The organism is Hahella ganghwensis DSM 17046 (genome assembly GCF_000376785.1).
Classification (GTDB): domain Bacteria; phylum Pseudomonadota; class Gammaproteobacteria; order Pseudomonadales; family Oleiphilaceae; genus Hahella; species Hahella ganghwensis.
The window spans coordinates 1-26,923 of sequence record NZ_AQXX01000072.1 but is presented as its reverse complement, the minus strand read 5'-3'; the positions used below and the strand labels follow the sequence as shown (position 1 = coordinate 26,923).

The 26,923-nt window shown below is 49.0% G+C and carries 16 protein-coding genes; all 16 read left to right on the top strand.

Annotation, left to right across the window (positions count from 1 at the left end; all coding sequences use genetic code 11):
* The coding region (locus F566_RS0103840) for an IS66 family transposase (protein WP_020405654.1) at nucleotides 1–247 on the top strand (247 nt) is incomplete at its 5' end.
* Between the two features lie 109 nt (nucleotides 248–356).
* Nucleotides 357–1,124 (top strand): hypothetical protein, encoded by a 768-nt coding sequence (locus F566_RS0103835; protein ID WP_020405653.1) that lies wholly within the window; start codon nucleotides 357–359, stop codon nucleotides 1,122–1,124.
* Nucleotides 1,125–1,369: 245 nt separating this feature from the next.
* A complete protein-coding gene (locus tag F566_RS0103830) occupies nucleotides 1,370–2,980 on the top strand; it encodes a peptide ABC transporter substrate-binding protein (RefSeq protein ID WP_020405652.1) in 1,611 nt (536 codons plus the stop codon).
* Nucleotides 2,981–3,065: 85 nt separating this feature from the next.
* Nucleotides 3,066–3,986: an oligopeptide ABC transporter permease OppB gene (gene oppB / locus F566_RS0103825; RefSeq protein ID WP_020405651.1), complete on the top strand. Its 921-nt coding sequence runs from the start codon at nucleotides 3,066–3,068 to the stop codon at nucleotides 3,984–3,986.
* 15 nt (nucleotides 3,987–4,001) lie between these two features.
* Nucleotides 4,002–4,928 (top strand): ABC transporter permease subunit, encoded by a 927-nt coding sequence (locus F566_RS0103820; RefSeq protein WP_020405650.1) that lies wholly within the window; start codon nucleotides 4,002–4,004, stop codon nucleotides 4,926–4,928.
* 147 nt (nucleotides 4,929–5,075) lie between these two features.
* Nucleotides 5,076–6,089 carry an oligopeptide/dipeptide ABC transporter ATP-binding protein gene (locus F566_RS0103815; protein WP_020405649.1) on the top strand — a complete coding sequence of 338 codons (1,014 nt, stop codon included), beginning with the start codon at nucleotides 5,076–5,078 and terminating at the stop codon, nucleotides 6,087–6,089.
* A gap of 76 nt (nucleotides 6,090–6,165) precedes the next feature.
* Nucleotides 6,166–7,149, top strand: a complete 984-nt coding sequence (locus F566_RS0103810) for an ABC transporter ATP-binding protein (protein WP_026179735.1) — start codon at nucleotides 6,166–6,168, stop codon at nucleotides 7,147–7,149.
* 41 nt (nucleotides 7,150–7,190) lie between these two features.
* The gene (locus tag F566_RS0103805; protein ID WP_020405647.1) at nucleotides 7,191–8,981 is read left to right on the top strand and encodes an aminopeptidase P family protein; all 1,791 of its coding nucleotides are present in this window, start codon (nucleotides 7,191–7,193) and stop codon (nucleotides 8,979–8,981) included.
* A gap of 281 nt (nucleotides 8,982–9,262) precedes the next feature.
* On the top strand, nucleotides 9,263–10,072 hold the full coding sequence (locus F566_RS0103800) for a substrate-binding periplasmic protein (RefSeq protein ID WP_020405646.1): 810 nt from the start codon (nucleotides 9,263–9,265) through the stop codon (nucleotides 10,070–10,072).
* Nucleotides 10,073–10,169: 97 nt separating this feature from the next.
* On the top strand, nucleotides 10,170–12,875 hold the full coding sequence (locus tag F566_RS0103795; protein WP_020405645.1) for a site-2 protease family protein: 2,706 nt from the start codon (nucleotides 10,170–10,172) through the stop codon (nucleotides 12,873–12,875).
* 217 nt (nucleotides 12,876–13,092) lie between these two features.
* Nucleotides 13,093–13,353 (top strand): hypothetical protein, encoded by a 261-nt coding sequence (locus tag F566_RS0103790; protein WP_020405644.1) that lies wholly within the window; start codon nucleotides 13,093–13,095, stop codon nucleotides 13,351–13,353.
* A gap of 184 nt (nucleotides 13,354–13,537) precedes the next feature.
* Nucleotides 13,538–24,997 (top strand): tandem-95 repeat protein, encoded by an 11,460-nt coding sequence (locus F566_RS0103785; protein ID WP_020405643.1) that lies wholly within the window; start codon nucleotides 13,538–13,540, stop codon nucleotides 24,995–24,997.
* Nucleotides 24,997–25,437: a hypothetical protein gene (locus tag F566_RS0103780; RefSeq protein WP_020405642.1), complete on the top strand. Its 441-nt coding sequence runs from the start codon at nucleotides 24,997–24,999 to the stop codon at nucleotides 25,435–25,437. The genes F566_RS0103785 and F566_RS0103780 overlap by 1 nt, the downstream gene beginning before the upstream one ends.
* 253 nt (nucleotides 25,438–25,690) lie before the next feature.
* Nucleotides 25,691–25,846: a hypothetical protein gene (locus F566_RS36760; RefSeq protein WP_157496634.1), complete on the top strand. Its 156-nt coding sequence runs from the start codon at nucleotides 25,691–25,693 to the stop codon at nucleotides 25,844–25,846.
* Complete coding sequence (locus F566_RS38140) at nucleotides 25,843–26,076, top strand: EndoU domain-containing protein (RefSeq protein WP_083920999.1); 234 nt, start codon at nucleotides 25,843–25,845, stop codon at nucleotides 26,074–26,076. The genes F566_RS36760 and F566_RS38140 overlap by 4 nt, the downstream gene beginning before the upstream one ends.
* Nucleotides 26,077–26,088: 12 nt before the next feature.
* Nucleotides 26,089–26,574, top strand: coding sequence for a hypothetical protein (locus F566_RS0103770; protein ID WP_020405640.1), 486 nt, complete (start codon nucleotides 26,089–26,091; stop codon nucleotides 26,572–26,574).
* Nucleotides 26,575–26,923: the final 349 nt, after the last annotated feature.

Below are 26,923 nucleotides of genomic sequence, written 5' to 3'. Positions count from 1 at the left end.
CGACAATAATTGGGTGGAAAACCAGATCCGGCCTTGGGCGCTGGGTCGTTCCAACTGGTTGTTTGCCGGATCGCTGCGCAGTGGTCAGCGGGCAGCGGCAGTAATGAGTCTGATCCAATCGGCCAAACTGAACGGACATGATCCCTATGCTTATCTGAAAGATGTACTGGCGCGTCTGCCGACGCAGAAGAACAGTGCCATTGCTGAATTACTGCCTCACAACTGGAGCGGTCCGGTCAACCTGTGATAGCCGGACGCTTACATAGTTAATAAAGTTTGTATAGATAGTGAAATACTTAGGGATAGAGGGGCAGGTTGCCCCTCAGGAATGATCAGAAAAGGGAGTTGTGCAAAGCATGCATGTTGCGCCAAAGTTTTTACTCGCTGCAATCAGAAGAAAAATTAAAGATGAGGGGCTAGGTTATGTCTCTCTGTCTGAAAAAGCCGGTATTCCCCTTTCCAGTATCAAGCGTCACCTTCACAACCCTTCGCTCGGTCTTGATAAAATTCTGATGTATGTGAACTATCTCAACACCAATTTGATTGAGCTGACAAAGCTGGCCAATCAACTTCAGCATGAGAATGAGCAGTTTATTACAGATGAGCAGAGTGAGCTTTTTCTGGAACATCCTTATTTGCTTGATTTCATCTATATGGTGACAACCAGGAACCTGGCACCAGAGGTGATCGCTGAGCGCTACGAACTTAGTGACGCCAGTTTGAGAATCTACTTGAGAATAGCTGAGATTCTTGGCTATGTAGAGGATTCGGGAAACGGACTGTTTTACCGGTCCGGGAGGCGCTTTCTGCTCAAGGAAGGGTCAAAGCTCGATACACTGTTCAGGCATCGGTTTCAGAAGGACTCATTGTCACATAATATCAATCCCGGTATCTGTATGGGGAGGATACGTTTGACGGAGTACCAGAAAAATCAGTTGGAAGAGGATATTTATACGAAGCTGGTTGAGCTCGATGCGATAAACTCCTCCAATGGGGAAGGGGAGCTGACCAATATTCTGATGCGTTGTACGCCGGGCAGCCAGATTTTATATTCTGATGGGTTGCCTGATATTGACGGCAATCTGCTTAAACTCGTTTCAGAGAACTTCTCAAACCCCTCCTGAGTCGACGCTATAGATGTCTCTGGGCAGATTCTGTGACGAGGTAAGGCGGAAAAGTATCTCGCAATAGGCCTGATGGTGATGGTGAGAGGCTGCATCAAGGGTAGTTGATCGTCGGTGCCACTTTCTGAGCCTGTAAGGCTCGATTTCTGAACCTAAATCGCGGCCTGTAAAAAGCTAATTGATTATATATTTTATACAATATACATTTTTCTTCGGTATAACGATAAGAATATAACGAGGAAGTGATGAAAATAAGCAAACGATTGATGTTGGGTGCAATGGTATGCACGGTTCTGGCATCTAACGTTCCAGCCAAACCATACCCTCCAGGAACGCAACTTGCGCCAAAACAGGAAATCACCCTGAATAACGGGGCTGAGGTGACGTCGATAGATCCAGCCAAACAGGCGGCAGAACCGGCATTTAACCTGGGCAGGGATCTGTTTGAAGGTCTGGCTGTGCAGGACAAGGAAGGAAAAACGCTCCCAGGCATTGCCAAGAGCTGGTCAGCCAATGATGATAATACTGTTTACACATTTAAGCTTCGTCGGTCTAAGTGGTCGAATGGTGACCCGCTGACAGCGCACGATTTTGTTTATAGCTGGCGCCGCCTGCTGAATCCCGAAACGGCTTCCCCCTACGCCTGGTTTGCGGCCATTCCCCGTATAAAAAATTCTGCAAAGATCATGAAAGGCGAAGCTGGTCCAGAGACGCTTGGGGTTCGTGCGGTGGATGATGTCACCTTCGAGGTCACCCTCGAACAACCGGTCCCTTTTTTCCTGAAGCTGATTACCCACCCTGTGTTGGTGCCGGTTCATCAGGAAACCATAGAAAAATACGGGAATGCCTGGACGCAGCCGGAAAACATCGTGACCAACGGCGCATTCACTGTTTCTGAGTGGAAGGTGAATGAAAAAATGGTGCTGAAACGGAATCCTTATTATTGGGATAAGAATAATGTTGTGCTTGAGAGAATTACATGGCTGCCTATCGGAGATGCTAACGTGGCATTAAACCGGTACCTCGCCGGTGAAATTGATCAGGCTTTATCGATCCCGTCCGCTCAAAAGAAAAGTCTGCTCAAAAAATATCCGGATGAAGTGGCGGATGCCAGTGCGTCTTTAGGATCGATTTTCTATTATATGAACACCCAGCAGGGACCGACGAAAGACGTGCGAGTGCGTAAAGCGCTGTCGTATGCCATCAATCGGGACATTATGACCAAGGCGATTCTGCAGAATGGTGGTATTCCAATGTACACGCTGGTGCCCCCGCAGACAGATGGTTTCAAGCCTTTTACACCGGAGTATGCCACTTGGTCTCAGAAGCAGCGAAATGAAGAGGCCAGGAAGCTGCTGGCTGAAGCAGGGTATAACCAATCAAACCCCTTAAAATTAACCTTTACCGTCCCCACCTTTTCTGTTGACGTGAAAATGGCTACTGCCATGGTGGGGATGTGGAAGAGCGTGCTTGGTGCCAGGGTTGAGATCAAACAACTTGAGCCCAAGGTCTTTTATGCGCTTAAAGAACCTGGCGATATTCATCGAGGCGGCTGGACCGCTGATTATAACGAAGCTTCTACCTGGCTGGATATCTTTGTTACAGACGGAGAGTATAACGACTCAAAATACCGCAATCCTGATTATGATCAACTCATGACATCTTCCAAAACCATGAATGATCCGGCCGAGGCCTATCGACAGGCGGAGACATTGTTGATTGAAGACATGGCCATTATTCCGGTCTATCGCAGGGGGAATGACCAGTATCTTATCAAACCCTATATCGGCGGGTATGAGCGCACGAATCCTGAAGCTGCTTACTATCGCAAAAATGTGTACGTGAAGGCCCGCTAACTAGGGTGCATTTAAGGCCTGGACGCCAATATAACGGCATGAGCTCATTCAGGCCTCTTTTTCGCCTATCCAGTGGAGGATATTGATGCTGCTATATGTATTGCGTCGACTCTTGATTGCCGTGCCGACCCTTCTTTTCATTGCACTGGTTTCATTCTGGTTGATGCATATCGCCCCTGGCGGGCCTTTCGATATGGAGCGGCCAATGCCGGAAGTTGTGAAAGCCAATATTGAAGCAAAGTATCACCTGAACGAGCCTTTTCTTACCCAGTTCTTTATCTATGTTCGCGACTTCCTTCAGGGGGATCTGGGGCCGAGTTTTGTCTATCAGGATTTTACCGTAACCCAACTGGTTGCACAGTCTTGGCCGGTGTCAGCGACCCTGGGAGTGCTGTCTTTTTGTATCTCGGTGCCTTTGGGAATGTTGTTGGGCACCGTTGCCGCGTTAAACCGCAACAGCAGGCTGGACTATTTTTTGATGTCACTATCCATGACGGGGGTGGTGATACCGGCTTTTGTGCTGGCACCGGTGCTGGTGACTATTTTCTCCATTCAACTGGGCTGGCTTCCCGCAGGCGGGTGGGAAGGCGGTAAACCGATATTTTTGATTTTACCGGTGTTGAGCCTGGCCATTGGTTCGATTGCCAGTATTGCCCGTGTGATGCGTGGTGCCATGATCGAGACACTGAATCAACCCTATATCCGTACCGCCAGAGCAAAGGGGCTTTCGACCAGCTACCTGCTTTTTCATCATGCTTTGCGGCCATCTCTGATTCCCGTTGTTGCCATGTTAGGGCCTGCCTTTGTGGCGGTGGTTACCGGATCTGTGATTATCGATATCTTTTTTGGTACCGGAGGAATGGGGCAACATTTCGTGTCAGGTGCACTTAATCGAGATTATGGGTTGGTTATGGGAATCACGTTGATCGTGGCTTCACTGACGATTTTCTTCAATCTGGTGGTCGATTTGCTCTATACGATTATCGACCCGCGAATTCGTATATAGGAGGCAGGAGTGTTGATGTCGAGTAAAACCAACGCGAGAAAACTGTCTGAACAGATGGCCAGCAGTCTGGAAGCAGTGGAGGGGCGCAGCTTATGGCAGGATGCGTGGGCGCGGTTTCGTAAAAATCGTGCCGCCATGACCTCGGTTTGCGTGTTGCTGGTGATCGTCGTCTGTATTTTGATTGGACCCAGTCTCTCTCCATTCGGCCATGATGATATTGACTGGAACGTGGTGTCGGATCCCTATGAACTAGGCAAGCCTTCGTTAACTTCGGGGCATTATTTCGGTACCGATGATCTCGGTCAGGACCTGTATGCCCGTACCATGAAAGGCGGTCGCCTCTCCATTATGGTGGGCTTTATGGGGGCTCTGGTGGCCGTTGTGATTGGTACGGTCTGGGGGAGTATCTCCGGGTACGTGGGGGGCGTCGTCGATAGTGTCATGATGCGGATTATCGAAGTGCTGGATTCTATTCCCTTTATGTTCATGGTGATCCTCTTCGTTACCTTGTTCGGCAACAATATCTATTTGATCTTTATTGTCATCGGAATGGTGTCCTGGTTGGGGATCGCCCGTGTGGTTCGCGGGGTCACCTTCAGTATAAAAAAACGGGAGTTTGTCGAAGCGGCACGTTCCATCGGCGTTTCTCGCCTGACCATTGTTCGCCGTCATGTGTTACCCAATGTTTTGGGTATTGTGATGGTTTATTCCTCCCTGATGGTACCGGGATTTATCCTGTTTGAATCCTTCCTCAGTTTTTTGGGACTTGGTGTTCAGCCGCCCGATACCAGTTGGGGAATTCTGATTGCAGAAGGGGCCAAGACTATTGATGTCGCACTCTGGTTGCTGCTGTTCCCGTCGGCATTTCTGGTGGCCACATTGTTCTGTTTCAACTTTATCGGTGATGGTCTGCGTGATGCCCTTGATCCGAAAGACCGCTGAAGGTTCCTGCCCGCTGAAGCAACGGCTCCCGTCAATTTGTCAGACCCAAACACGCTATACGGTTACGGGAGCATTAATTTCTGTATCACGAAAAGAGGGTGAGGTTTCGGGAAGTATGGTCAGGCTAGAAAAGCACGAGGATCAATCATGACAATACTGTCGATCGATAATATGAGTGTTCGATTCGAGACCCCGGATGGGCTGGTACAGGCAGTCAGTGATCTTTCATTCTCGATAAGTGCAGGAGAGACGCTTGGGATCGTTGGGGAATCCGGTTCCGGCAAAAGCCAGTCGGTCTATGCATTGATGGGGTTGACAGCTGATAACGGTAAAGTTAGGGGGACAGCCAGCTTCCATGGCGAAAATTTACTGAATATGTCCCAAACGGAGTTAAACCGTATCAGAGCCGAAAGAATCAGCATGATATTTCAGGATCCGATGACATCACTTAACCCGTTTATGAAAATTGGAAAGCAGCTCAGTGAGGTTTTGGTGCTTCACAAGGGGATGGCCAGGGCTGCTGCCAGGATGGAATCGATCAGAATGTTAGAGGCCGTACGTATTCCTTCGGCTAAAACACGCATGAATCAGTTTCCCCATGAATTGTCTGGCGGTATGCGGCAGCGGGTCATGATTGCCATGGCGTTACTGTGTCGACCTGAATTGCTGATTGCCGACGAACCGACCACAGCATTGGATGTCACTGTGCAGGCACAAATTTTGGCGTTATTGCGTGAACTCCAGGCAGAATTCAGCACGGCCATATTATTAATTACGCATGATATGGGGGTCGTGGCGGAAATGTGTGACCGGGTGCTGGTGATGTATGGCGGTCGTAAAATGGAAGAGGCCGATACCGATACACTTTTTTCTCAGCCGGCTCATCCATATACCCAGGGCCTGTTAAAAGCCATCCCCTCTATTGCTGAGGATATGCATCGCTTGCCTACGATTCCAGGGAACCCTCCCAGTGCGTTGATTGACGAGCAAGGATGCCCATTCCGAGAACGCTGTGCACATTCAAGCGCGGTTTGTGGGCAAACTACCCCGACTGCGGTTTCGATTAGTCCTCATCAATTGGCTGTTTGCCATGAAGTGGCGGTAACCCGGGCTGGTGTTACCTCGTCGCGGACTGAAAGACAAGTAGTGCAAGAACTATAACGTTGTAGGGCTTTAGAAACGCCTCGACTAATCGGAAAAGGCAGAAATCGATATAAAGTTGATGATGGAACCTGACATGACAGTAAGGGAAACCCTTTTATCCGCGCGAGACCTGGAAGTGTATTTCAGTGTTGGTAAGCACATCCTGCCCGGGCGGCGGAAAAAGGTAAAGGCAGTCAACGGAATTGACCTGAAAGTTTATCGTGGAGAAACGCTGGGGATTGTTGGCGAGTCAGGTTGTGGCAAGTCAACCCTGGCGCGAGCGCTGTTGCGGCTGATCGAGCCCACGCACGGTGAGCTGATGTGGAAAGGGGAAAACTTGCGCGGCTTTGACAAGGCCACCTTGGCACGGCGGAGAAGAGAGTTTCAGATGGTTTTTCAGGACCCATCGGCCAGTCTGAATCCCCGGTTGACTATCGCACAGTGTATCGCTGAACCATTGCAGACTCACGAACCCCACCTTAAGCGCAAAGAGGTTGAGCGTCGTGTCATTGCCATGATGGACAAAGTGGGCTTGTTGGCAAGTCAGCGAAATCGTTATCCCCACGAGTTTTCCGGAGGGCAATGCCAGCGCGTGGGTATCGCCCGCGCCCTGATTCTTAACCCGGATCTGGTGGTGTGTGATGAACCGGTCAGCGCTTTGGATGTCTCGATCCAGGCACAGGTGATCAATTTGCTTGATGACCTCAAGCAGGAGATGGGGTTGACGCTGGTGATGATTGCCCATGATCTAAGCGTGGTCAGGCATATCAGTGATCGGGTGATGGTGATGTATTTGGGGAAACCCATGGAAGTTGGTCGCTATGATCGGGTGTTTGATCATGCCAGGCATCCTTACACTAAAGCCCTGCTGTCGGCGGTACCTGTTGCTGATCCCCGCATTGCGCGACATCGCAAGGTGCAGTTACTGCCTGGTGATCTGCCGTCTCCTATCGACCCTCCGAGTGGATGTGTTTTCCGAACCCGTTGTCCGGAGGCTACTGAATTATGTGGTCAGAAGCCTCCCGCAAGAAGCGGCTCGGAAGAACATCGGATTTATTGCTCCAATTTTGAGCTTTAACCAAAAAATACCGACATCTTAAATGACAGGAAGATACTGATATGAATTATCCTATCACCCAGCGCATTGCGGATTTGCGCAGGATCATGCTCGATCAGAAGGTTGCGGCATGCATCATTACAAACAACGATCCTCATTCCAGTGAATATTCTGCTGAGCATTGGTTGGCCCGGACCTGGATATCAGGCTTTACCGGTGCCGCCGGGAATGTGGTCGTAACGCCTGGTCGTGGTGGTTTATGGACCGACGGCCGCTACTATATCCAGGCAGAAGAACAGCTTTCCGGTACAGGGCTCAGTCTGTATAAAACCAAGGAGCCTGAAACTCCCACCATTCCTGAGTGGCTGGCTGATACGCTGCCGGCAAAATCTTTGGTCGCTGTTGATGGGCGCTCTATCAGCTATGCCTTTTACCAGTCGTTGGTAAAGGCTTTTGAGCCAAAGTCAATCAGATTGAGTCTGGTTAAGGATTTGATTGCCCCTCTTTGGGAAGACCGTCCACCACGTTCGCTGGCGCCAGTATTTAATCACGATCTTCAGTATGCCGGTATCGAGACCCGAGAGAAGATCAAGAAGGTTCAGGCCTGGATGTCTGAAGAGGCTGTGGGCGGTCTTCTGGTTTCAGCTCTGGATGATGTCATGTGGACGCTCAACATTCGCGGGGGAGATGTTCCCTATTGTCCGGTCACCGAGGCATATCTGCTGGTCACGGAGCAGCGCAGTCTGCTGTTTATTGGCCGAGATAAGGTCCCCCTTGCGGTGGAAGACACCTTAATGGAGCAGGGCGTCACTATCGCCGACGAAGAAGAGGTCGCGGAATTGATTAATCAACTGTTGGAAGGCGGCCGGCTTGCTTTCGATGCAAACTCTACGGACAGTCTGATGATCAGCAGGATCAGCCAGTCCATTGAACTACGTGAGGTAAGCTCTCCGGTTGCAGAGATGAAGGCGGTAAAGAATTCTACTGAAATGGCAAGCCTTGAGAAGACACTCTGCATGGATGGAGTGGCTATGGTGAAGTTCATGTGTTGGCTGGATAACCAGGTGCCGATCGGACAAGTATCTGAACTGAGTGCAGAAGCACAGCTGAGGGCCTATCGTAAGCAAAATCCTCAATACATCAGTGACAGCTTTCGTACGATTGCCGGGTTCGCAGAGCATGGTGCGAAAATGCATTATGCCGCGAGTCAAGAGAGTGATGCTGTCGTGGACAAAAGTCACTTTTTTCTGGTGGACTCCGGTGGCCAATATCTGGGAGGCACGACAGATATCACCCGCACATTCCATTTTGGCACGCCAACACCTAAACAGCGTAAAGACTATACTCTGGTCCTGAAAGCTGTCATTCGCCTATCCCGCACAAAGTTTCTGAAAGGATCTACCGGTGCCAATCTGGATATTATGGCCCGTGGTGTATTGTGGGAGCACGGTATCGATTACAAATGCGGCACGGGTCACGGTGTGGGTCTTTGTCTTAATGTCCATGAAGGCCCCCAGTATTTCTCCCAGAATCCCAAAGAAGTGGCGCTCAAGCCCGGCATGGTGATCACCAATGAACCCGGAGTTTACCGGGAGGGTGAGTACGGCATTCGAATTGAAAACATGATGAAGGTGGTTGAGGCTGATGAAAATGAATTTGGCGTTTTCTATGGATTTGAAACCATCACACTAGCGCCAATTGCCACACAGATGCTGGAGATGCCTATGCTAAACAAAGAAGAGATCGATTGGATCAACGCTTATCATCGCCGAGTTCGTAATGTCTTGAGTCCATTACTGGAAGTGCCTCAAAAGGCCTGGCTGGATCAGGCAACCCGCTCTCTTGGGGCATAAACTCGGACGGTGTCGGAATGCAGGGAATAGGATTTAACTCAAGAGTGAGCCCTATTCCCTCTATAAAGGGTTCTCCATAGACATTGACTATGACTTTTACCCAAACTATGACTTTGACACAGGTGAAGAAGGGCGACTAAATTTTATTCTTAGGAAAAGAAATACAAAGACCGCAGTTAATAGAAGGTAACGATAAGGAAGAACAGTACCTCTTCATTCAAATGACCTCCGAGCACCTAAGCTTTAGGGGTCAGTGAAAAACCTGGTATGGAGGTTTTTTCATGAAGTATATGGTTTTTCTCTCGGTGCTGTTTCTTTCATCCTCTCATGCTTATGCCGGCGATTCTCGTCATACCGTTTACATTACTAATGGAGAGTGGCCGCCCTTTTTGTCTGAGCATTTGCCGCACTTTGGCTATGCTTCCCATGTCATTACTGAAGCTTTTCACTCTGTCGGAATTGAGGTGGAGTACGGTTTTTTCCCCTGGAAGCGTTCCTACAGGTATGCAAAGAATGGCAAAGATCCTACTGGTAAGCGATGGAACGGGACAGCCATATGGGTGTACACGGACGAGAGGGCTGAGAGTTTTCACTACACGGACCCTGTGGTTATTGATGAGGAGGTCTTGTATTCACTAAGATCAAAACCCGTGCAATGGACTCAAATAGAAGATTTGCAGGGTAAAAGGATCGGAGCCACCTTACACACCGTCTATCCCCCCCTTGAGGCAGCCGAAAAAAAAGGCGTTCTGGTTCTTACTCGCGCAGCAAACTATGATTTGCTTTTCAGAAGGCTACTTCTTGGAGAAGTTGATGCTGTGCCATTAACCAAGCGAGTCGCACTTTATTTTTTGCATGTTAGTCTTAGCTCGTCGGATAGACATAAAATTACTTATCACCCAACAGTTATTCAGGTTAGGAAATATCATTTAATACTATCACGCGTGCTGGAAGGCAATGTAGAGCTGGTTGATTTGTTTAACGAAGGGCTGATGCGTATTGAAGCGAATGGTGTGTTAAATGATTTAACCCAGAAATTTGAAGCCGGGGCTTATTTTCCTCCTGACTATGAATCGTTGGATGAGGAATAGAGCCTCAATGAAAAAGTTGGCCATACTGGTGAATCTATAGGTATCCCTTGACGCTGAATGAAGCGCCTATTGGTGGTAGTGGTTGTAAGGAAAAGTCATGCAGATTGTGCTCTATGCTATTGGTTTTCTCGTTGTCATGTTCATATTTATTCGGGCAGCGCAATGGAAAAACCTCCTCACCGTTACACTGCATGCGCCGCAGGCCAAAATCTGGGAATGCAAACATATTCCTGAGCATATTCAGCCGCCACTGATAGCTGGCCAAATTGCTATGACGAAACTTGGGTTTCGTTTTTCTCATTGTTATCAGTCGAAAGAGATATTCTCCAGGCTGGATGATGAGCGCTGGTGCGTCGTCATGTTCCACCCTGATTACCTCTGTTATGCAGAGATATTCAATTCAATGACGCCTGAGGCGGCTTTTCCCTACAAGGTGTCGATATACACATATTGTGATGACGGCAGCGTGGTTCTCACAATCAATAATGAGATTCATGCTGTTATTGGTTACATGGACGGCTTTATTTTTAATGATGCGTATGCAGAGAACGTAGAGGGAATTTTTCGGTCCCACGTAAAACGCATAGAGCAGTATTTTAAGGAGCATCCTCATGTTTCTTCTCAATTACTCAATCCCGCAGAATATGTCTCAAGGCTGAACAGGCTTTATCAGGACTATTTCAATTATTTGCACACCGCTGGAGAGCTACGTGAAGTTGGACATGCCAAAGATACAGCGGGCGAATATCGCTTAACTTTCAAGTCTGCTGTACAGCTCAGCAGGAGAATGAGCGCAGGTCCAAAGAATGCCGCCGCACATGATCAAAAGAAAAATCCTCAGGTGACGTCAGCAAATAAAGAGGCGACACCTTCATATCCTGGATTGGTTGATGCTGAGATTGATGCTTACCATCGACAGGAAAAGTTGGTGAATTCCTCGAAACTCGAGGGAATGGGGAAAGTCATGGTATTTTTGGTCAGCGTGCTGGCCTTTGCTGCGGTATTCGGGGTTGTCTGGTCTCCATCACTGGTAATTGTCATTATCGGAGTATTGCTATTCCATGAGCTGGGGCATATCGCAGGGATGTGGCTTTGTGGCTATCGGGATCTGCAGATACTTTTCATTCCGTTTATGGGTGCTCTGGCTTCGGGGAAAAAGGACAAACCCACAGCCCTCCAGAAGGCGGTTGTGAGCTTGATGGGGCCGGTGCCAGGTATTATCCTGGCGTTTGTACTTCAGTATCTCTTTCCGGATTCAGATAGCCAGTGGATGAATCAGACCATCCTGCTGTTGCTGATTATCAACTACCTCAATCTCCTGCCCATTATGCCGTTGGATGGTGGGCAATTATTGAACTCAGTATTGTTCGACAAGTATCCCCGTTTACAGTTTGGTTTTCTCATATTTAGTGTCGGAATGCTGGCTTTGGGGGCTTGGGCTCTCAGTGAGCCTGTATTAACGATACTGGCCGTCATTATGGGGTATTCCCTCATATCTCAGTATAACCAGGCAAAGATTCTCGTGGGATTGGTAAAAACCTACAGGGAAACTGGTAACTCTGATGAAATTCTGAGACAGATTTTTATTCGGCTTTCGAGTCCGCCCTATGACCAGCTAAAGTTCCTGCAAAAGTACGAATTGGCGAAGGGGCTTTACCTTAGATTTCAGCATAAATTGCCCAAACTGCGTGAAACAGTCTTTGCCGTCACACTTTATCTGGTGACCTTAGGGGGGCCGGTCTTTTTGGTTGGCGTCAGTATGTTTGGTGTTTTTTGGCCGGAAACTTTAGGAGCAGAGTGGGAAGAGCGGATTGAGCGTGCCGAGTCCGTGGAAGAGAAAGCCTCAATAATGCTAAGTGCGGCAATGTTTTACGATTCCACTCAGGATGTAGAGGCGGCCGAATCATACTACGACCAGGTGCTGGAAATTGTAGCAAGCCGATCGGATCAGGCTGCCTGGTCTGCTGTTGTGGAAGTGGGGAGGGCAATGCTCAGGGAGAATGTCGTGGACATCGAGGGGGCAATGAGAACGCTTCAGACCGTAAAGTTATCCCGAGACCAAATCATGGCCACGCGACAGTTGGCATATAACGCAATTTACGATGATGCCCTAAAAGACTGGGGGCTTGAGATGCTGCTTGTTGTAAAACGTGTTTATGTGAAAATGGGGGATTCCCTTCAAGAGGCTTTTATTGCCAAGGCCATAGGTCAGGTTTACGAAGAATGGGGAGATATGCGGTCAGCGGAAAGTTATATCAAGGAGGCATACGAACTGATAGCTGAATCTTCAGATCCTGATGCTTACGCTATTCGCGATGAGATGGCGGGCTTCTATTTTCGCAGGGGCGACTATCGAGCTGCGGAAACTGTTTGGCTGAAGGCCATGAGAGGCTTGCCGGACAATGCAGATGTGTTTTTCTCAAAATACCAGATAACCGTTAGCTTGGCTTGGAATGCGGTAGCAGAAGGGAACATTGAAAAAGCGGGTGAACGCTTTCATAAACTCCCCAAGTTATTGAAAGATGCGGCGTCTGATTATCCCGAATATAAAGATTCACTGGAATACTATTCGGTTGAAGCCCTGTTAGACCTAATGGCTTTCAGTGTTATGAGCGGTGATATGGTCAGTGGGGAAAGCTATTTAAGGCAGGCCCGGCAGGAGTTTTATGGAGATCCAGAAGCATGGGAAAACTATCTTGGCATTTGGCTGGAAGAGAGTTACGTGGATGACGCCAGCGAAGAATCGCTCGATGCTCTAAGAGCCAGGCTGGTGGCTCAGGGGATTCGTAAGCTGCGACACTGAGCAGCAGAGATTCAAAAAGCTATCAATTTCAATGTCGTTATGAGCAATGTTTGTAACGTGATATGTGATCGTGTAACGCCCCTGTAAGCACTTTGCAAAAGACTGCAAAAAGGCTGCTTATTCCGATTTATTAATAAAAGGTCATTTTTTATACTGCGCCCTCATAAAATTCAACAGGCTGTCATGATCTGACGGCCAGTTTACAGGGCCGTTAAATATGCTGCAGCGAGTGCTGACCCTTTTGGGTGTTGTCGGACTTCAATTTCTCTCCCTATCTGTAACCGCTCAATCCTTTAATGAAACCCCGGACATTGTCATTGAACCGGATTTCTGTTCGTTATACCCGATCACGGTTTCCTCTGAGTTTTTGGAAAATGCTCAACCAGGGCAAGTGTTCAATCATGTTGGGTTGGGGAACGGAGAAGGTAGCTTCAGCTGGTTGAACTGGGGGGGGAGAGAAGGGGCATCACGACTCTAAGCATGGCGATCACAAGGGACCCTGGTATTTTGAATATCAATTCTCTTTTCACGGCAAGCATTCCCACCATCGAAAAAACGATGGATATAAGACCTGTTCCTCGGATGCAGGGCGTGATCTGTTTTCACTGCTAGGCAGCGGTTACCTGCAATCAGATGGCCAGTATGAGCAGGATTGGCGATATGTGCAGTCGTCATCCTATGGTCAATTTGGAAATCAGGGCTGGTCTGATCATCGTGCATGGTCTGGTTTCGGCAACGAACACTCTTCAACACGCCACGGCGGCCATTGGAAAGGTAAGGTCTCCTATGGCGCTTCTCACAAATGGTCAAAGCAGTGGTTTGGCTTTGACTGGCATGGTGCATATTGGTTTGGGCAGAAGCCTAAAAAGACCGGTCATTATGCTATCGCCGAGAGCCTGATTCCTCCGGGTGACAGCGATCGTTACAGGAACCCCTATGACGCTGCTGATAATCAGCTCAATGTATCCGATTGGGTGCAGGGCGTTCCTGGGGTGAAGAATAGTTCAGCTGTTCGTTCCAACCTTGATGCGTTGTTGCAACGTAATATCATCATCCCGGTATGGGACCGTCGTGAAGGTCACGGAGCAAATACGCAGTTCCGTGTTGCCCGTTTTGCCGTCGTGGAACTCCAGGATTATCGCCTCAACGGAAAGGGGTATATCTCTTTCGTATTCAAGCGTTTTACCAATTGCTATAACTTCCGCCCTGTGTCTCTGGATCAGAGTGTGACGGTTGATGAGAATTCCTCTGTCACTTTTTCGCTCTTTGCGGAAGATGTCGATGGTAATGAATTGCAATATGAGATTGTAGAGGCTCCTCAGCACGGTACCATCGAAGTCTCAGGAACTGAAGTTACCTACACGCCGACAGCGGGATACTCCGGCGCGGACAGCCTGACCTACCAGGCGAACGATGGGGAGCAACTCTCTAATATCGCGATTGTCAGTTTGACTGTTTTACCGGTCAATGATCGCCCTGTGGCTGAAAACATCTCATCTGAGGGGGCGGAAGATACGGCGATATCGCTCAGCTTCGCCGGGTCTGATGCCGAGAATGATCCCCTGACTTTCAGGCCGGTTTCTGAACCGGAGCATGGCGCTGTGATTGATAACGGCAATGGATATGAATATCAGCCGAATCCAAACTACTTTGGCCAGGACCAGTTTACCTATGTGGCCAATGACGGCGATCTGGATTCCGAGCCAGCAACCTACACAATTTCTGTTCTGCCGGTCAATGATGTGCCGGTGATCCTCAGTCAGCCGTCGACCATGCTGTCAGAGGGCGAAACTTTCCAATATCAGATTCTGGCCCAGGACGTTGATCAACAGCCGTTGAGTTTTGGACTCATCAGCGGCCCAGAGGGCACCGTCATCAATACAACATCTGGGCTTGTCTCCTGGGAAACCGGATATACAGATGCCGGATCTTATGGGTTTGTTGTGGCTGCCAGCGATGGCGAGACAGAAACCAGACAGTCCTTTGAACTGACGGTCAAGAATGTTAACCGGGTTCCTGTTATCCAATCGACTGCACCAGATCAGGCTCAGGTGGGGGAACGGTATCAGTACCAGGTGTTTGCGACGGATCCGGATGGCGATGAGTTGAAATACGCCCTGGCAACTTCAACAGCAGGGATGACTATCAGTGAATCCGGTCTGATCCGTTGGACGCCGGTTGAAGAGCAGATTGGTGAGCTGAGTTTTTCTATTGTAGTAATCGACACCGAAGGTCTGCAGGCGTTTGAAAATGTCAGCCTGGTGGTTGAAGGCGTTGCCAACACGGCACCGGTGATTACCTTTGTTCCCAAGACTCGTGTTTATGCTGAGCATTCGTATCTCCAGCAAATGTCAGCGTCCGATGCGGATGGCGATTCGCTGGCATACAGTTCTGTACTCGTGCCGGATGGCATGTCTGTAAATAGTGACTCTGGCGAAATTTCCTGGACACCGGCTGTATCGCAGGTGGGCAGTCATGTGGTCTCCATTGCTGTCTCTGACAATAAAGGGGGGCGTGACCAGTTAACCTTCACGCTGACCGTTATCGATACCCAGTCGCTGGAGATTATGACATCAAATGAACTACCCGATGCTGAAGCTGGAAAAATGTATTCCGCTCAAGTGACTGACGTCGTCACCACCTCCGGCGTTAGCTATGCACTGGTCCGGCATCCGGATGGTATGACCATCGATCAAAAGACTGGCGAGCTTACCTGGCAGCCAGGCACTGAATACGCTGGAGCCTCACTAACACCTACCGGTCAGTGTGAAGTCGCTCCGGAGCCGATAGAGAATACCTTTGGTGAAGGCTTTCAACTGGTTGAGAAATGGCATTGGGAAGATGGAAACAATTACTCTGATGTCGTGAGCACACCGTTGCTTGTCAATCTTTATGATGAGAATGAAGACGGCAGAATTGATACTGACGACGCCTCTTATATCCTGGCTATGGGCTTCCATGAGAGGAATCGATCTCCTGCCAAACTGCGTGCTTACAATGCAGAAACCGGTGAGCTGAAATGGACAGCGAATGCTGATCTTAACCACGGCTATGTGAGCCCGGCAGTAGCTGATCTCGATGGGGACGGTGATGTTGAGATTGTCACCACCGGACCAAAGATTTTTGACCATAACGGTCAGCTCTTAAGAGAGTCTACTGTTGAAGATGCCGCAGGGCGGGTCAGTATTGCTGACCTGGATGCCGATGGTGTGCCGGAAATTCTACACTCGGGTGCTGTTTTTGATGCCTCTCTGAATGTCTTGTTCACGCTTGCAGAGGGCGGTGCACCCATTGCTGTGGATCTTGATCTGGATGGTAAGCAAGAGGTGTTCTCCCAGGGAATGGCTTGGGACTATCAGGGCAATTTGCTGTGGCAGATCGCGACAGAGCCAATGGTGTCGGCACCTTCTGTCGGAAACTTTGACTCTGATGAGTTTCCTGAAATTGTGATTTCCACGACTGACTCACTGATGGTCCTGAATCATGACGGCTCTATCCTGTGGCAGGCTCCGAAAGACGGAAACGCAAATGGTGCGCCTTTGATTGCGGATCTTGACGGAGACGGATTGCCGGAGATTGGTCTGGTGACCCGTTCTAAGTATGTCGTCTATGAAACGGATGGGCAGTTCAAATGGTCTATCGATATTGATGACGACTCATCCGGTAACTCCGCCTCAACCGCCTTTGACTTCAATGGTGACGGTGCTCTGGAAATTGTTCACGGTGACGAGTCCTACGTCAGAATTCTGGATGGTCGCACAGGGCAGGCTTTGTGGACGGAATGGAATACCTCTTCAACCGGTTACGAATACCCGATTGTTGCGGATATTGATAACGACGGTCACGCGGAGTTGGTGATCACGGCATACAAAACCAATGCGGTTGACGGTGCTGTGCGTGGCATCAGAGCGTTTGAGCCTGTATTGGATGACTGGCCGGCTGCCACTCGCATTATCAACCAGCATGCCTATAGCGTAACCAATATTAATACGGACGGTTCTGTACCTGTATCTCCAATGCCGAGCTGGCTGGCGCACAACAGCTATCGTGCGTCTGTATTGCTGGATCGGCAACCATTGTCCCAGGCAGATCTTGTGGTTGATTCCATTTTATTGGGTGCCGGTACTAACGAAGTTATCGTTGAAGTACAGAATATCGGGCAGGCCAAAAGCGTCGCCGGTGTGACTCTGTCGCTTTATAGTGAGCATCCTGGCGAAGGTTCAACTGCATTGGCCGGCGTTATTCTGGGTGTTATCCCAGGACATTCCGGGCAGATGGCATCGCTGCAATTGCCGGAAGAACTTTCCGGGTACGATGTTATCTACGCCAAGCTGACTACCAGTGCCGAAAATGACTGCAATCAGTCAAATGATCTTACCAAAGCCATGGTGGTGGTGGTTGAGGTGCAGGATAACAGTGTCGCTGTGCAGCAACAGTCACTGTTGGTGAATGTGAATCCCAACGAAGCGCCGCAGATCAAGTCAATTGCCGGGGCCTATGCGACCGAAGGATCCGAATATCTTTATCGAATTCAGCAGCAAGACCTGAACGAAACGGATTCTTTTATTTACGACCTGATATCCGGTCCTGCTGGAGCGAATATTGACCAGAGCACCGGAGTCCTAAGTTGGATTCCTGAGAGCGCGGAGACCTCTGCGGCTCGTGCTTCTGTTAAAGAGTGTAATGCGCAAATGTACTCAGGGCCGCACTTTGAACTGGAAGGGAAATGGTTCTGGAGTGCTCCTTCCAACTATCCTGACCACTATAAGGCAAACGCAACGCCGATTCTGGCTCAGCTTAATGACGATAATGGTGACGGAGAGATAGATCAGCTGGATATTCCTGACATTCTGGTGGCCACTTATGAAGAGTCTCGTGGTCATAGTTATCCGGGTGTGCTGCGTGCGCTGAGTGGTGTCGATGGCAGTGAAATCTGGCAGAACGAATTGCCTGTGGCGACGCCAAAGTATGCACCTGCGGTTGCCGATATTGATCGGGATGGATTGGTTGAAATTATTGTGAATACCAGTCGGGTGGGTGGATCTCAAAAGACAGCTCATATTTATGAGCATGACGGATCGGTGAAGTATGAGTTGAGAGGGCTGACCTGGTCGCCAGCTTATGTTACGGATATGACCGGTGACGGTTATTTGGAATTCCTCTACGGCGGCCAGCTATACAACCGTAAGGGGAGTGTGCAGAGCAGCTTCGGCGGCGTGTTCGGTATTGCGGTAGACCTGGATCTGGATGGCCGTAAAGAATTGATTTCCAATGGTTATGTCCACGATGCTAGCGGTAACCGCCAATTCAGTGTAGGCGGTGAAGGCGAGTGGGGTGTGCCTGCTTTTGCCAACCTGGATAACGATTCTGAACAGGAAGTATTGAATATCTGGCCTCCGAGCTATAACTACGGCAAAGAAAATATAGCCATCAAGAACCATGATGGTAGTTGGATCAACGGTGATGCTGCCAGTTTATTTGAATACAGTACCTGGGGGGTTGGAAGTCACCGCAGTCCTTATGCCCTGGCAGATGTTGATGGAGACACGATTCCTGAAATCGTGATGGCTTCCGGCAACTACGTTCGAGTGTATGAGAAAGACTCAACACTGAGATGGACTCAGCCTGTTGCCAGCAATCAGCGCCAGGGAGTGACGGCGTTTGACTTTGACGGTGATGGCCGGTCAGAGGTTGTATTTGCCGACAATGAATACCTGCGAATTTATGATGGTGTTTCCGGCGTAGTTCTGGCTGAAATCGCGCATCCATATCAGGGGAGTTATGGAAACCCGGTGGTGGCTGATGTAGACGGTGACGGGCAGGCAGAAATTATTGCGGTAATGCAGGATAACAGCAATCCTGCCAATAACGGCGTGAAAGTCTACGAAGCCAAATATCAGAACTGGTCGCACACCCGTTCCCAATGGAATCAATTTTTCTATAGTGCCGGTTCCATTGATGATCAGGGCAATGTTCTGCCGCAGCAGGATCTGACCTACAACTCCTTCCTTGAGAACCCGGTGACAACCTTTCAGGTGGATCTGATACCGGAAGATATTCGATTCGGGCAGGATTCAGCAACCCTGTCATCCCGCGTCTTTAACCGTGGTATGCGTACGTCCGGGAAAGGAAGTTCCATTCGAGTGTACGAAGGAGATCCCGCCGCGGGCGGAACGCTGTTGGGCGAGCAAACTCTGAATGCTATCGCAGCGGGCGAGTACCAGAATGTTAACATCAACCTGAGTGGTTTCGCCGATGACAATGCCGCGATTTATGTGATTGTGGATGAAGAAGGCCTGTACGAAGAGTGTGATGATGCCAATAACACGCAGATCTTCCATCGATTCAAAGTACGTGTGACCGATGACCGCGGTTTGAGTGATGAGCAAAGCTTTATCGTCTCCGCATACCCGCAATCGATTTCTCCGGTCTTTGATCCCGTCGGTTTATTAAAAGCGGAAACGCTGAAAGCCTTCCGTCATATGCTGGTGGCGAATGATGCCAATGAGCATGACATTCTGACCTATGACCTCGTGACTGCGCCTTTAGGGTTGGTCATCAATAAGCGTACTGGTGAGCTGAAATGGACGCCTCCTGCTGAAGATCAGGGTGATCATTCGGTAACAGTCTCTGTCACAGACAAAACCGGTAACTTAGTCAGCCAGCAATTTACTATCGAAGTGGCCCCGACCAACAACCGGGCACCTGTGGTGACCAGTTCGCCGGTTACCGAGGTGGAAATTAACCAGACCTACAGCTATCAATTGGCTGTGAGCGATCTCGATGGTGATGAACTGACATACGAGCTACATGATTTTGAGTCTGGAATGAGCATCTCTCCGAATGGATTGATTGAGTGGACGCCAACCCAGGATCAGGTGGGAGACAGTCGCGTAACGGTCCAGATCAGTGACGGCTATTGGACTGTTGAGCACAGCTTTATTGTGACTGTAAACGTTCCAGCCAATAATGCGTTTCCGGAATTCACCAGCACGCCAACGAATGAGACGGTTGTGGCTGCTGACTACCAATATCTGGCCTCGGCTTCTGATGCCGATGGCGATACCCTGAGCTTTAGTCTGTTCGCTCAGCCTTCCGGCATGACGATCGACAGTGTAAGCGGATTGGTCTCCTGGACTCCTGCGGCTGATCAGGCCGGTATTCATGAGTTCTATGTACGCGTGAGTGACGGGGTGTTGTACACGATACAGCCGGTCACCCTCCGTGTCTGGGAGTCTATTCAGTCACTGAAGCTTTTCGCCACCATGACGCTTGAGACCATTGATGCTGATGAAAGTCTGGAGATTTATCTGAGCGCCACCGGCGGCATGGGAGTTCGTCATTTCACGCTTGCCGTTGATGGTGCCAGTGTTGATCTGGATAGCTCTAACAGTGCGACTCTGAGTGGTTATGACATCGGGGTGCATCAGGTGAGCTTGTCGGTTTCTGATGACAGTGGTTCTGTGAGCGACGTAGCATCCTTTATCGTCCGTGATCCGAATGATAAAGATCTTCCTCTGGCGGATATTGCTTCTCCGGAATATGGCACAAATATCCTGGCGCCTGTGGAGATTATTGGTACTGCCACGGATGCCAACTTGCTCGGATACCGTATTCTGATATCCGAGAAAGGCAGGGAGCAATGGCGTGAACTGGCCTCTGGGTCTGAGTCCGTCAATCAGGGCGTTCTGGGGACGATCGATCCAACGCAACTGATCAATGGGCTCTATGATGTCGTGCTGGAAGTGACTGATCTGAACGGTCAGGTGACTTATGACAGCACCCTGATCAAAGTGGATAGCGATCTTAAGGTCGGTAATTTCACGATCACACTGGAAGATCTGAATATCCCGATGATGGGACTGCCGATTCAGGTAACCCGTACCTATGATTCGCGACGCAAACATGAAGCGCTGGACTTTGGCTACGGCTGGAGTGTGGGTTATCAGAACGTCAAGGTGGAAGAATCGAGAGTGCCGGGTGAAGCCTGGGCCTTGAATGAATACGCTTCGGGGCCTCTGGGTGTGCTCAGCACCTATTGTGTCGAGCCTCTAGGCAAGCCTGTTGTGACAGTGACTCTGCCGGGTGGTGATGTAGAAACATTCGAAGTGGCAGCGTCACCAAGCTGTGTGCAGAACACACCGGTGCTGGACGTGAAGTTGGCATTTAATGGCGTGGGCGATACGCAATCCACTCTGGAGGTGTCTGGTGGCAGTGCATCCGTTCGCCTGGTGAATAACCGTCTTGAAGTTGTCGGTTCTGCAGAAGCCTATGATCCTGATCTGTATGAGTTGACCACGCAGGCAGGCTATATCTATTACCTGGATCAGAACTTTGGTGTCAAAAAAGTTGAAGATCCGAATGGTCATACCCTGACATACACTAACAATGGGATTTACCACTCCAGTGGCAAGGCGGTGACGTTTAACCGGGATAGCCTGGGGCGGATCACGACGATTACTGATCTGAATGGCCATACTCTGAACTACACCTATAACATTGATGGTGACCTGAGCGTCACTGCCGATGCTCTGGATGAAGAAACGTCCTACACCTACAATCAAAGCCACGGTTTATTGGACATTATTGACCCGTTGGGCCGCACGATTGTTCGCAATATCTATGACGATGATGGAAGGCTGATTGCCCAGGAAGATAGCGACGGCAATCGCACAGACTTTAATCATGATATTGAAGGTCGTCAGTCCGTGGTGACTGACCGTAATGGCAACACGTCGTTCTTCTACTATAACGATCGTGGTGACGTCACCAGCAAGGTAGATGCCGAAGGTTACACCTGGTCCTACAGTTATGACGAGAACGGTAATCAGCTCAGCGAGATCAATCCACTGGGTTACGTGTCATCGGCCACCTTTGATGAGCGCAACAATCAGCTGACTCAGACCGATGAACTGGGCAATACGGTCAGCTTCTCCTACAACCTGCGTGGCCAGGAACTCACTATCAGTGATGCCCGTGGGAATGTGTATACGAATACCTACGACAGCGTGGGCAACCTGCTGACAGTGACTGATCCGACAGGCAACATCGCGGGCAATCATATCAATGCCAAAGGCTTGGTCAGTAAGACAATCGACGTTGCCGGTAATGAGACGTCCTACACCTACGACGACGATGGCAACAAACTGACCGAAACTAATGCATTGGGGCAGGTGACCAGCTTCACCTACGATGACAATGGTAACGTCCTGACCGAAACCCGCACCCGTACGGTGAATGGCGTGGAGCAGTCAGAAACGACCTCCTATGTCTACGATGCGCGTAACCGTGTTGTTGAAACCCGCTATGTCGATGGTAGCGTGACCTCCGCAGAGTACGATGCTGTGGGTAATCAGGTTGCGGTCGAGGATGCGCTGGGTCGCCGTACTGAGATGGATTACGATACCTATGGTCGTGTTCTTGAAACCCGATATCCAGATGGCTCTTTCGACAGCAAAACCTACGATGCTGAAGGCAATGTGCTGACCGAGACCGATCGTAAAGGTCGAATGACGCAGTACACTTACGATGCGTTGAATCGAGTGATTCGTACTGATTTTGCCGATGGCAGTTATTCATCTACAGAATACGACGCGGCAGGCCGAGTCTTTGCGCAAACCGACGCCAACGGCAATCGCACCGTCTACAGCTACGATGCAGCCGGTCGCCGGACAGCGGTGCAGGATGCATTGGGGAACGTACATACCTTTAACTATGATGCAGATGGCAACCTGGTCAGCGAGACCGATGCCAACGGTCATACTACGCGTTATGAGTACAACGTACTGGATCAACGTGTGAAGACCGTCTACCACGATGGTTCCTTCACGACACAGGCCTACGATGCTCTGGGACGCCGTATCGGTAGCACCGATCAGGCCGGTAAAACCACCCGGTATGAGTACGATGCACTGGGTCGTTTAATCAAGGTGATCGATGTACTGGGGCAGGATACCTCCTTCACCTATGATGAAGTGGGTAACAAACTGACCCAGACGGATGCCGAGGGACGTACGACTCGCTGGACTTATGACAGCATGGGGCGTGTGTTGAGCCGGACCCTGCCTATGGGGCAGGTGGAAACCTCGACCTATGATGTTAACGGTAATTTGAAGACCCATACGGACTTCAACGGGCAGGTCACGACCTACACCTACGACATCAATAATCGTGTCATTCGTGTCGACTACGCGGATGGTGAAGTGGAAACCTTCAAGTACGATGTGCTGGGTAACCGCACCGAAGCGAGCAATAGTCTGGGTACCACCACCTATCGCTACGATACTCTGAGCCGTCTGGTAGAAGAGGTTCAACCAAACGGGGCAGTGCTGACTTATGACTATGACAAGGCCGGCAACAAAACCGAAACCAGTGTGACCATTGATGGTCGCACCGACACCACGACTTATCTGTATGATTCGCTGAATCGTCTGAGCAAGGTGATCGATGCGGATGGTGGTGAAACACTGTATTCCTATGATGCGGTTGGAAACCGTGAAACTGTTACCCAGGCCAATAGCCAAGTCACCACATACACCTATGACAGCCTCAACCGTCTGACCCGTCTGACGACGGAAGACCGTGTCGGCAACCTGATCACGGACTACCGTTACACCCTGCATAGCACCGGTAGACGGACTCAGATCGAAGAGCTGCATAGTGGACGCACATCCTCCTACACCTACGATGATCTGTACCGTCTGACCAAGGACCAGATCAACGATCCGGTCAATGGCGACTATGTGGCGGAATACCAATACGACAAAGTGGGTAACCGTACTTACAGCATCATCGACGGCGTCCACACGGCTTACAGCTACGACGACAATGATCGTTTGACCCGGCAGGGTGGTGTGACCTATGTCTACGATGCCAACGGCAACACGTTGACTGAAACCGAAGACGGCGTCGTGAAGCGCTACACCTACAGCGCCAAGAACAAACTGATTGAAGTGGAGCAGGGCGGTGACAGTACCGTCTATGGCTACAACGTCGACGGTATTCGCATCAGCAAAGCCGAAGGCAGCCGCCTGACCGACTTTATCGTCGATCAGAACCGCGACTATGCCCAGGTGTTGCAGGAGCGCGTCAATGGCACAGAAACCGCCCGCTACACCTATGGCGACGACCTGCTCAGCCAGGCAAGAAATGGCAATGCCAGCTATTATGTCTATGACGGACTGGGCTCCGTCCGCTCTTTGACAGACAGAACAGGCACTGAAACCGACAGCTATCAATATGACGCCTTCGGCATTCTGCTGGCTTCCACTGGAAGCACGGAAAACGACTATCGGTATACCGGCGAGCAGTATGATGCTGGGTTGGATCAGTATTACCTGAGGGCGAGGTATTACGATCAGGGAGTTGGGCGGTTTACGCAGATGGATACATACCAAGGTAGGAAAGGAGAGCCCTTAACGCTACATAAGTATTTATATGCGCATGCCGATTCTATAAATGGCACTGATCCATCAGGATATATGACATTAATGGATGTATCCGCCTCCAATAACGTATTGGGTACTATGATCGGGCGTAGCATTGCAATTATTAATACTATAGATAAGCTTCAAGGAGCAATAGGGGTTGCTCAAAGTGTGGCTCAAGCTTTTAGTCTACTTTCTGATCCCTTTGGTATGAGTCAATTGAGCAATTATCTAGATACTTCTAACAAGCAGTTTGAAGGAGTATTGGGTCCTGAAGCGGTAGAGCATACTGCCACAGTGTTGAAGCGGAATGCTGGAAAATTAGCTAGATCGGTAGTTGCTCATAAATACAAAACTTTAGGAAGATATCTTAAAGATAAAAAATCTTCGGTAGTATTTTACTTGCCTACTCCAGGCGTTAAGCCTGGGCCGTCGCAAATGCTACCTACGCCACTAAAGTTACGCCTTCCTGGATTCGGCAATAAACCAGTAAAGCTGGCTGTTGGCGGCCATGCTACTCGCTATTTTGGTGTTGGGTTTACTAGTGGTAGTTCTGCAAAAGCCTCTTTGGCAAATCAACGACAATTGTTTAGAGTAGATTGGAAAATTGTTGGGAAGCATAGTCCTGGGGACAGTAAGAATGCTGACTACTGGGTTGATGAGGGTCTAGAGTTTCATGTGCCGAGGGAGCCATAGTGAAGAGATTGTCCTGGGACGACTGCAAGGCTAAATTACAAACATATAATGGATCTATCGCTATCTCTATAAACTATTGGAGAAATGCATTGGACTTTGATGAGGAAATATTTGGATGTTTGAAGGATGCTTTTATATGCGAGGGGCCTGTAGACGAAGAAGGCGTTTCTGTTGGCTTTTTTGAGGTACTTTCAAGGAATAGAAGTGAAAGTTATATTGAAAGGCTTTTGAGAAATGATTTGGTAAAATTATTTGTAGCGGGGGCTCAAGAGGATTTTTACCAATGTCTTCCAGGGTTGCTGATGGAAGAGTTGGGTGAGATCGGTGAGTTTTCATTGAATGCTATTCAAGCGGTCAAAGTAATTAAGGGCTGTGATTGGCTTATTTTAAGTGATGGCAATGAGTATGATGAGCCATATTATTTGGTCGAACATAGATAAAAGACGGAAAGAAAAGGAAAGAAAAGAAGAAAAAAAGAAAGAAAAAGGACATCCACAAACTGGTTGATGGTCTAAAGAGTGATCGATCATTGCGCAGATTTGCCCAGCAGCCTGCGCAGACGATTCCGGCACAGGTGGCTAAATGGGCTGGCACTCTGCGCAAAAATACCTGTATCAATGGGGTCAGAGTCTTTGATCTGAGCCCCGTATACTGTAGCCTGAGCAATCTCAACATTGAAAAAGGATTTTCTCTATGGCTCGACTATCCCGTCTTTATCTACCTGGTTGCTCCCATCACATTATTCAACGCGGAAATAATCGCGAACCTTGTTTCTATGGTGACAGTGATTACAAAGGGAAAATCAAAGACACTGACCCCATTGATTTGTTGGGAATCAGTGGAAGGTGAAAGGATCTCAGACAAATCCTGATAAAAGACACACTTTCTTTCCTGACAATTGGACACCTACACAAATTGAGACGGAGATTAGAGCTTCCTATAATAACTTTCTTACATCAGGAGGAAGCCTAAACCAAGGTTGGTGGACTGCTCGTTCGCCGTCTGGAGTGATGATTAATGGTAAAATTAACGAAGCAACAGGTATGGTTGAGACTGCTTTTCCGTTGTTTGGTAAATAAAGAAATAGTTTTATGAAAAATGAAGATTTCTATATATTGGTTAATTCCTCGATTATTCAACCGGATGAATATGACTTTAATGCGAAAAATATAGAGAATATATTTGTCTATTTAGCTAGATGGAAAAGTTCATCAATAGCGTTTGATACAGCATCGTCACAAGAAGAGATAAAAGTATTTGGGGCAAATAGGGAAAGCTATGAAAGTCTAGAGGAGTTTGCGGTCAAGGGGATGGTTTTTGATAGGGAGATAGACAATAAAACTGACCTGCTTGATACTGTTTGTGATTGTGAATACTCTATTCGACCTGTGGGGAGTATTAAAGAACTGCTCTATAAATATAAAAGAAATTTAAATATTGATGAGCTGGTTGCTAATATAGATCTATCTCTTCCTGTTGAGACACTGATTGTTGTTTGTGAAGATTGGGACTACTTCTATATGGTGTGGGCGGATAAATATAGATTCCATGCTTTTTCATGGTGGACTTTAGCGTAGTGGCAAGGTTAGTACGTATATGGAGCTTTTCCAGAATGTCTGTATCAAGGAAAGAACAGCCATAATTCAATAATCTGCAGAGCTCCAGAGTAATCGATCATTGCGCAGGTTTGCCCAGCAGCCTGCCCAGACGATTCCGGCACAGGTGGCTAAATGGGCTGGCACTTTGCGCAAAAATACCCGGTGCATGCAGCTGCAGATTCTTGTGATTTTGAGCACTCCTACCGTGATTTTGTGAGCACTGTTCCAGTATCTTCTGCGCAACCTGCTGTTTATTTTGAGCAGTCACAGCCATCCTAGAGATGAGAATAGAGGGGGCTGGCTATTTTCTTGTAAATACTACTGCTAG

Bases quoted from the DNA above. Each gene is read 5' to 3' on its own strand.
- F566_RS0103835 (WP_020405653.1), top strand. From the start codon at position 357: ATGCATGTTGCGCCAAAGTTTTTACTCGCTGCAATCAGAAGAAAAATT.
- F566_RS0103830 (WP_020405652.1), top strand. From the start codon at position 1,370: ATGAAAATAAGCAAACGATTGATGTTGGGTGCAATGGTATGCACGGTT.
- oppB (WP_020405651.1), top strand. From the start codon at position 3,066: ATGCTGCTATATGTATTGCGTCGACTCTTGATTGCCGTGCCGACCCTT.
- F566_RS0103820 (WP_020405650.1), top strand. From the start codon at position 4,002: ATGTCGAGTAAAACCAACGCGAGAAAACTGTCTGAACAGATGGCCAGC.
- F566_RS0103815 (WP_020405649.1), top strand. From the start codon at position 5,076: ATGACAATACTGTCGATCGATAATATGAGTGTTCGATTCGAGACCCCG.
- F566_RS0103810 (WP_026179735.1), top strand. From the start codon at position 6,166: ATGACAGTAAGGGAAACCCTTTTATCCGCGCGAGACCTGGAAGTGTAT.
- F566_RS0103805 (WP_020405647.1), top strand. From the start codon at position 7,191: ATGAATTATCCTATCACCCAGCGCATTGCGGATTTGCGCAGGATCATG.
- F566_RS0103800 (WP_020405646.1), top strand. From the start codon at position 9,263: ATGAAGTATATGGTTTTTCTCTCGGTGCTGTTTCTTTCATCCTCTCAT.
- F566_RS0103795 (WP_020405645.1), top strand. From the start codon at position 10,170: ATGCAGATTGTGCTCTATGCTATTGGTTTTCTCGTTGTCATGTTCATA.
- F566_RS0103790 (WP_020405644.1), top strand. From the start codon at position 13,093: ATGCTGCAGCGAGTGCTGACCCTTTTGGGTGTTGTCGGACTTCAATTT.
- F566_RS36760 (WP_157496634.1), top strand. From the start codon at position 25,691: ATGGCTCGACTATCCCGTCTTTATCTACCTGGTTGCTCCCATCACATT.
- F566_RS0103770 (WP_020405640.1), top strand. From the start codon at position 26,089: ATGAAAAATGAAGATTTCTATATATTGGTTAATTCCTCGATTATTCAA.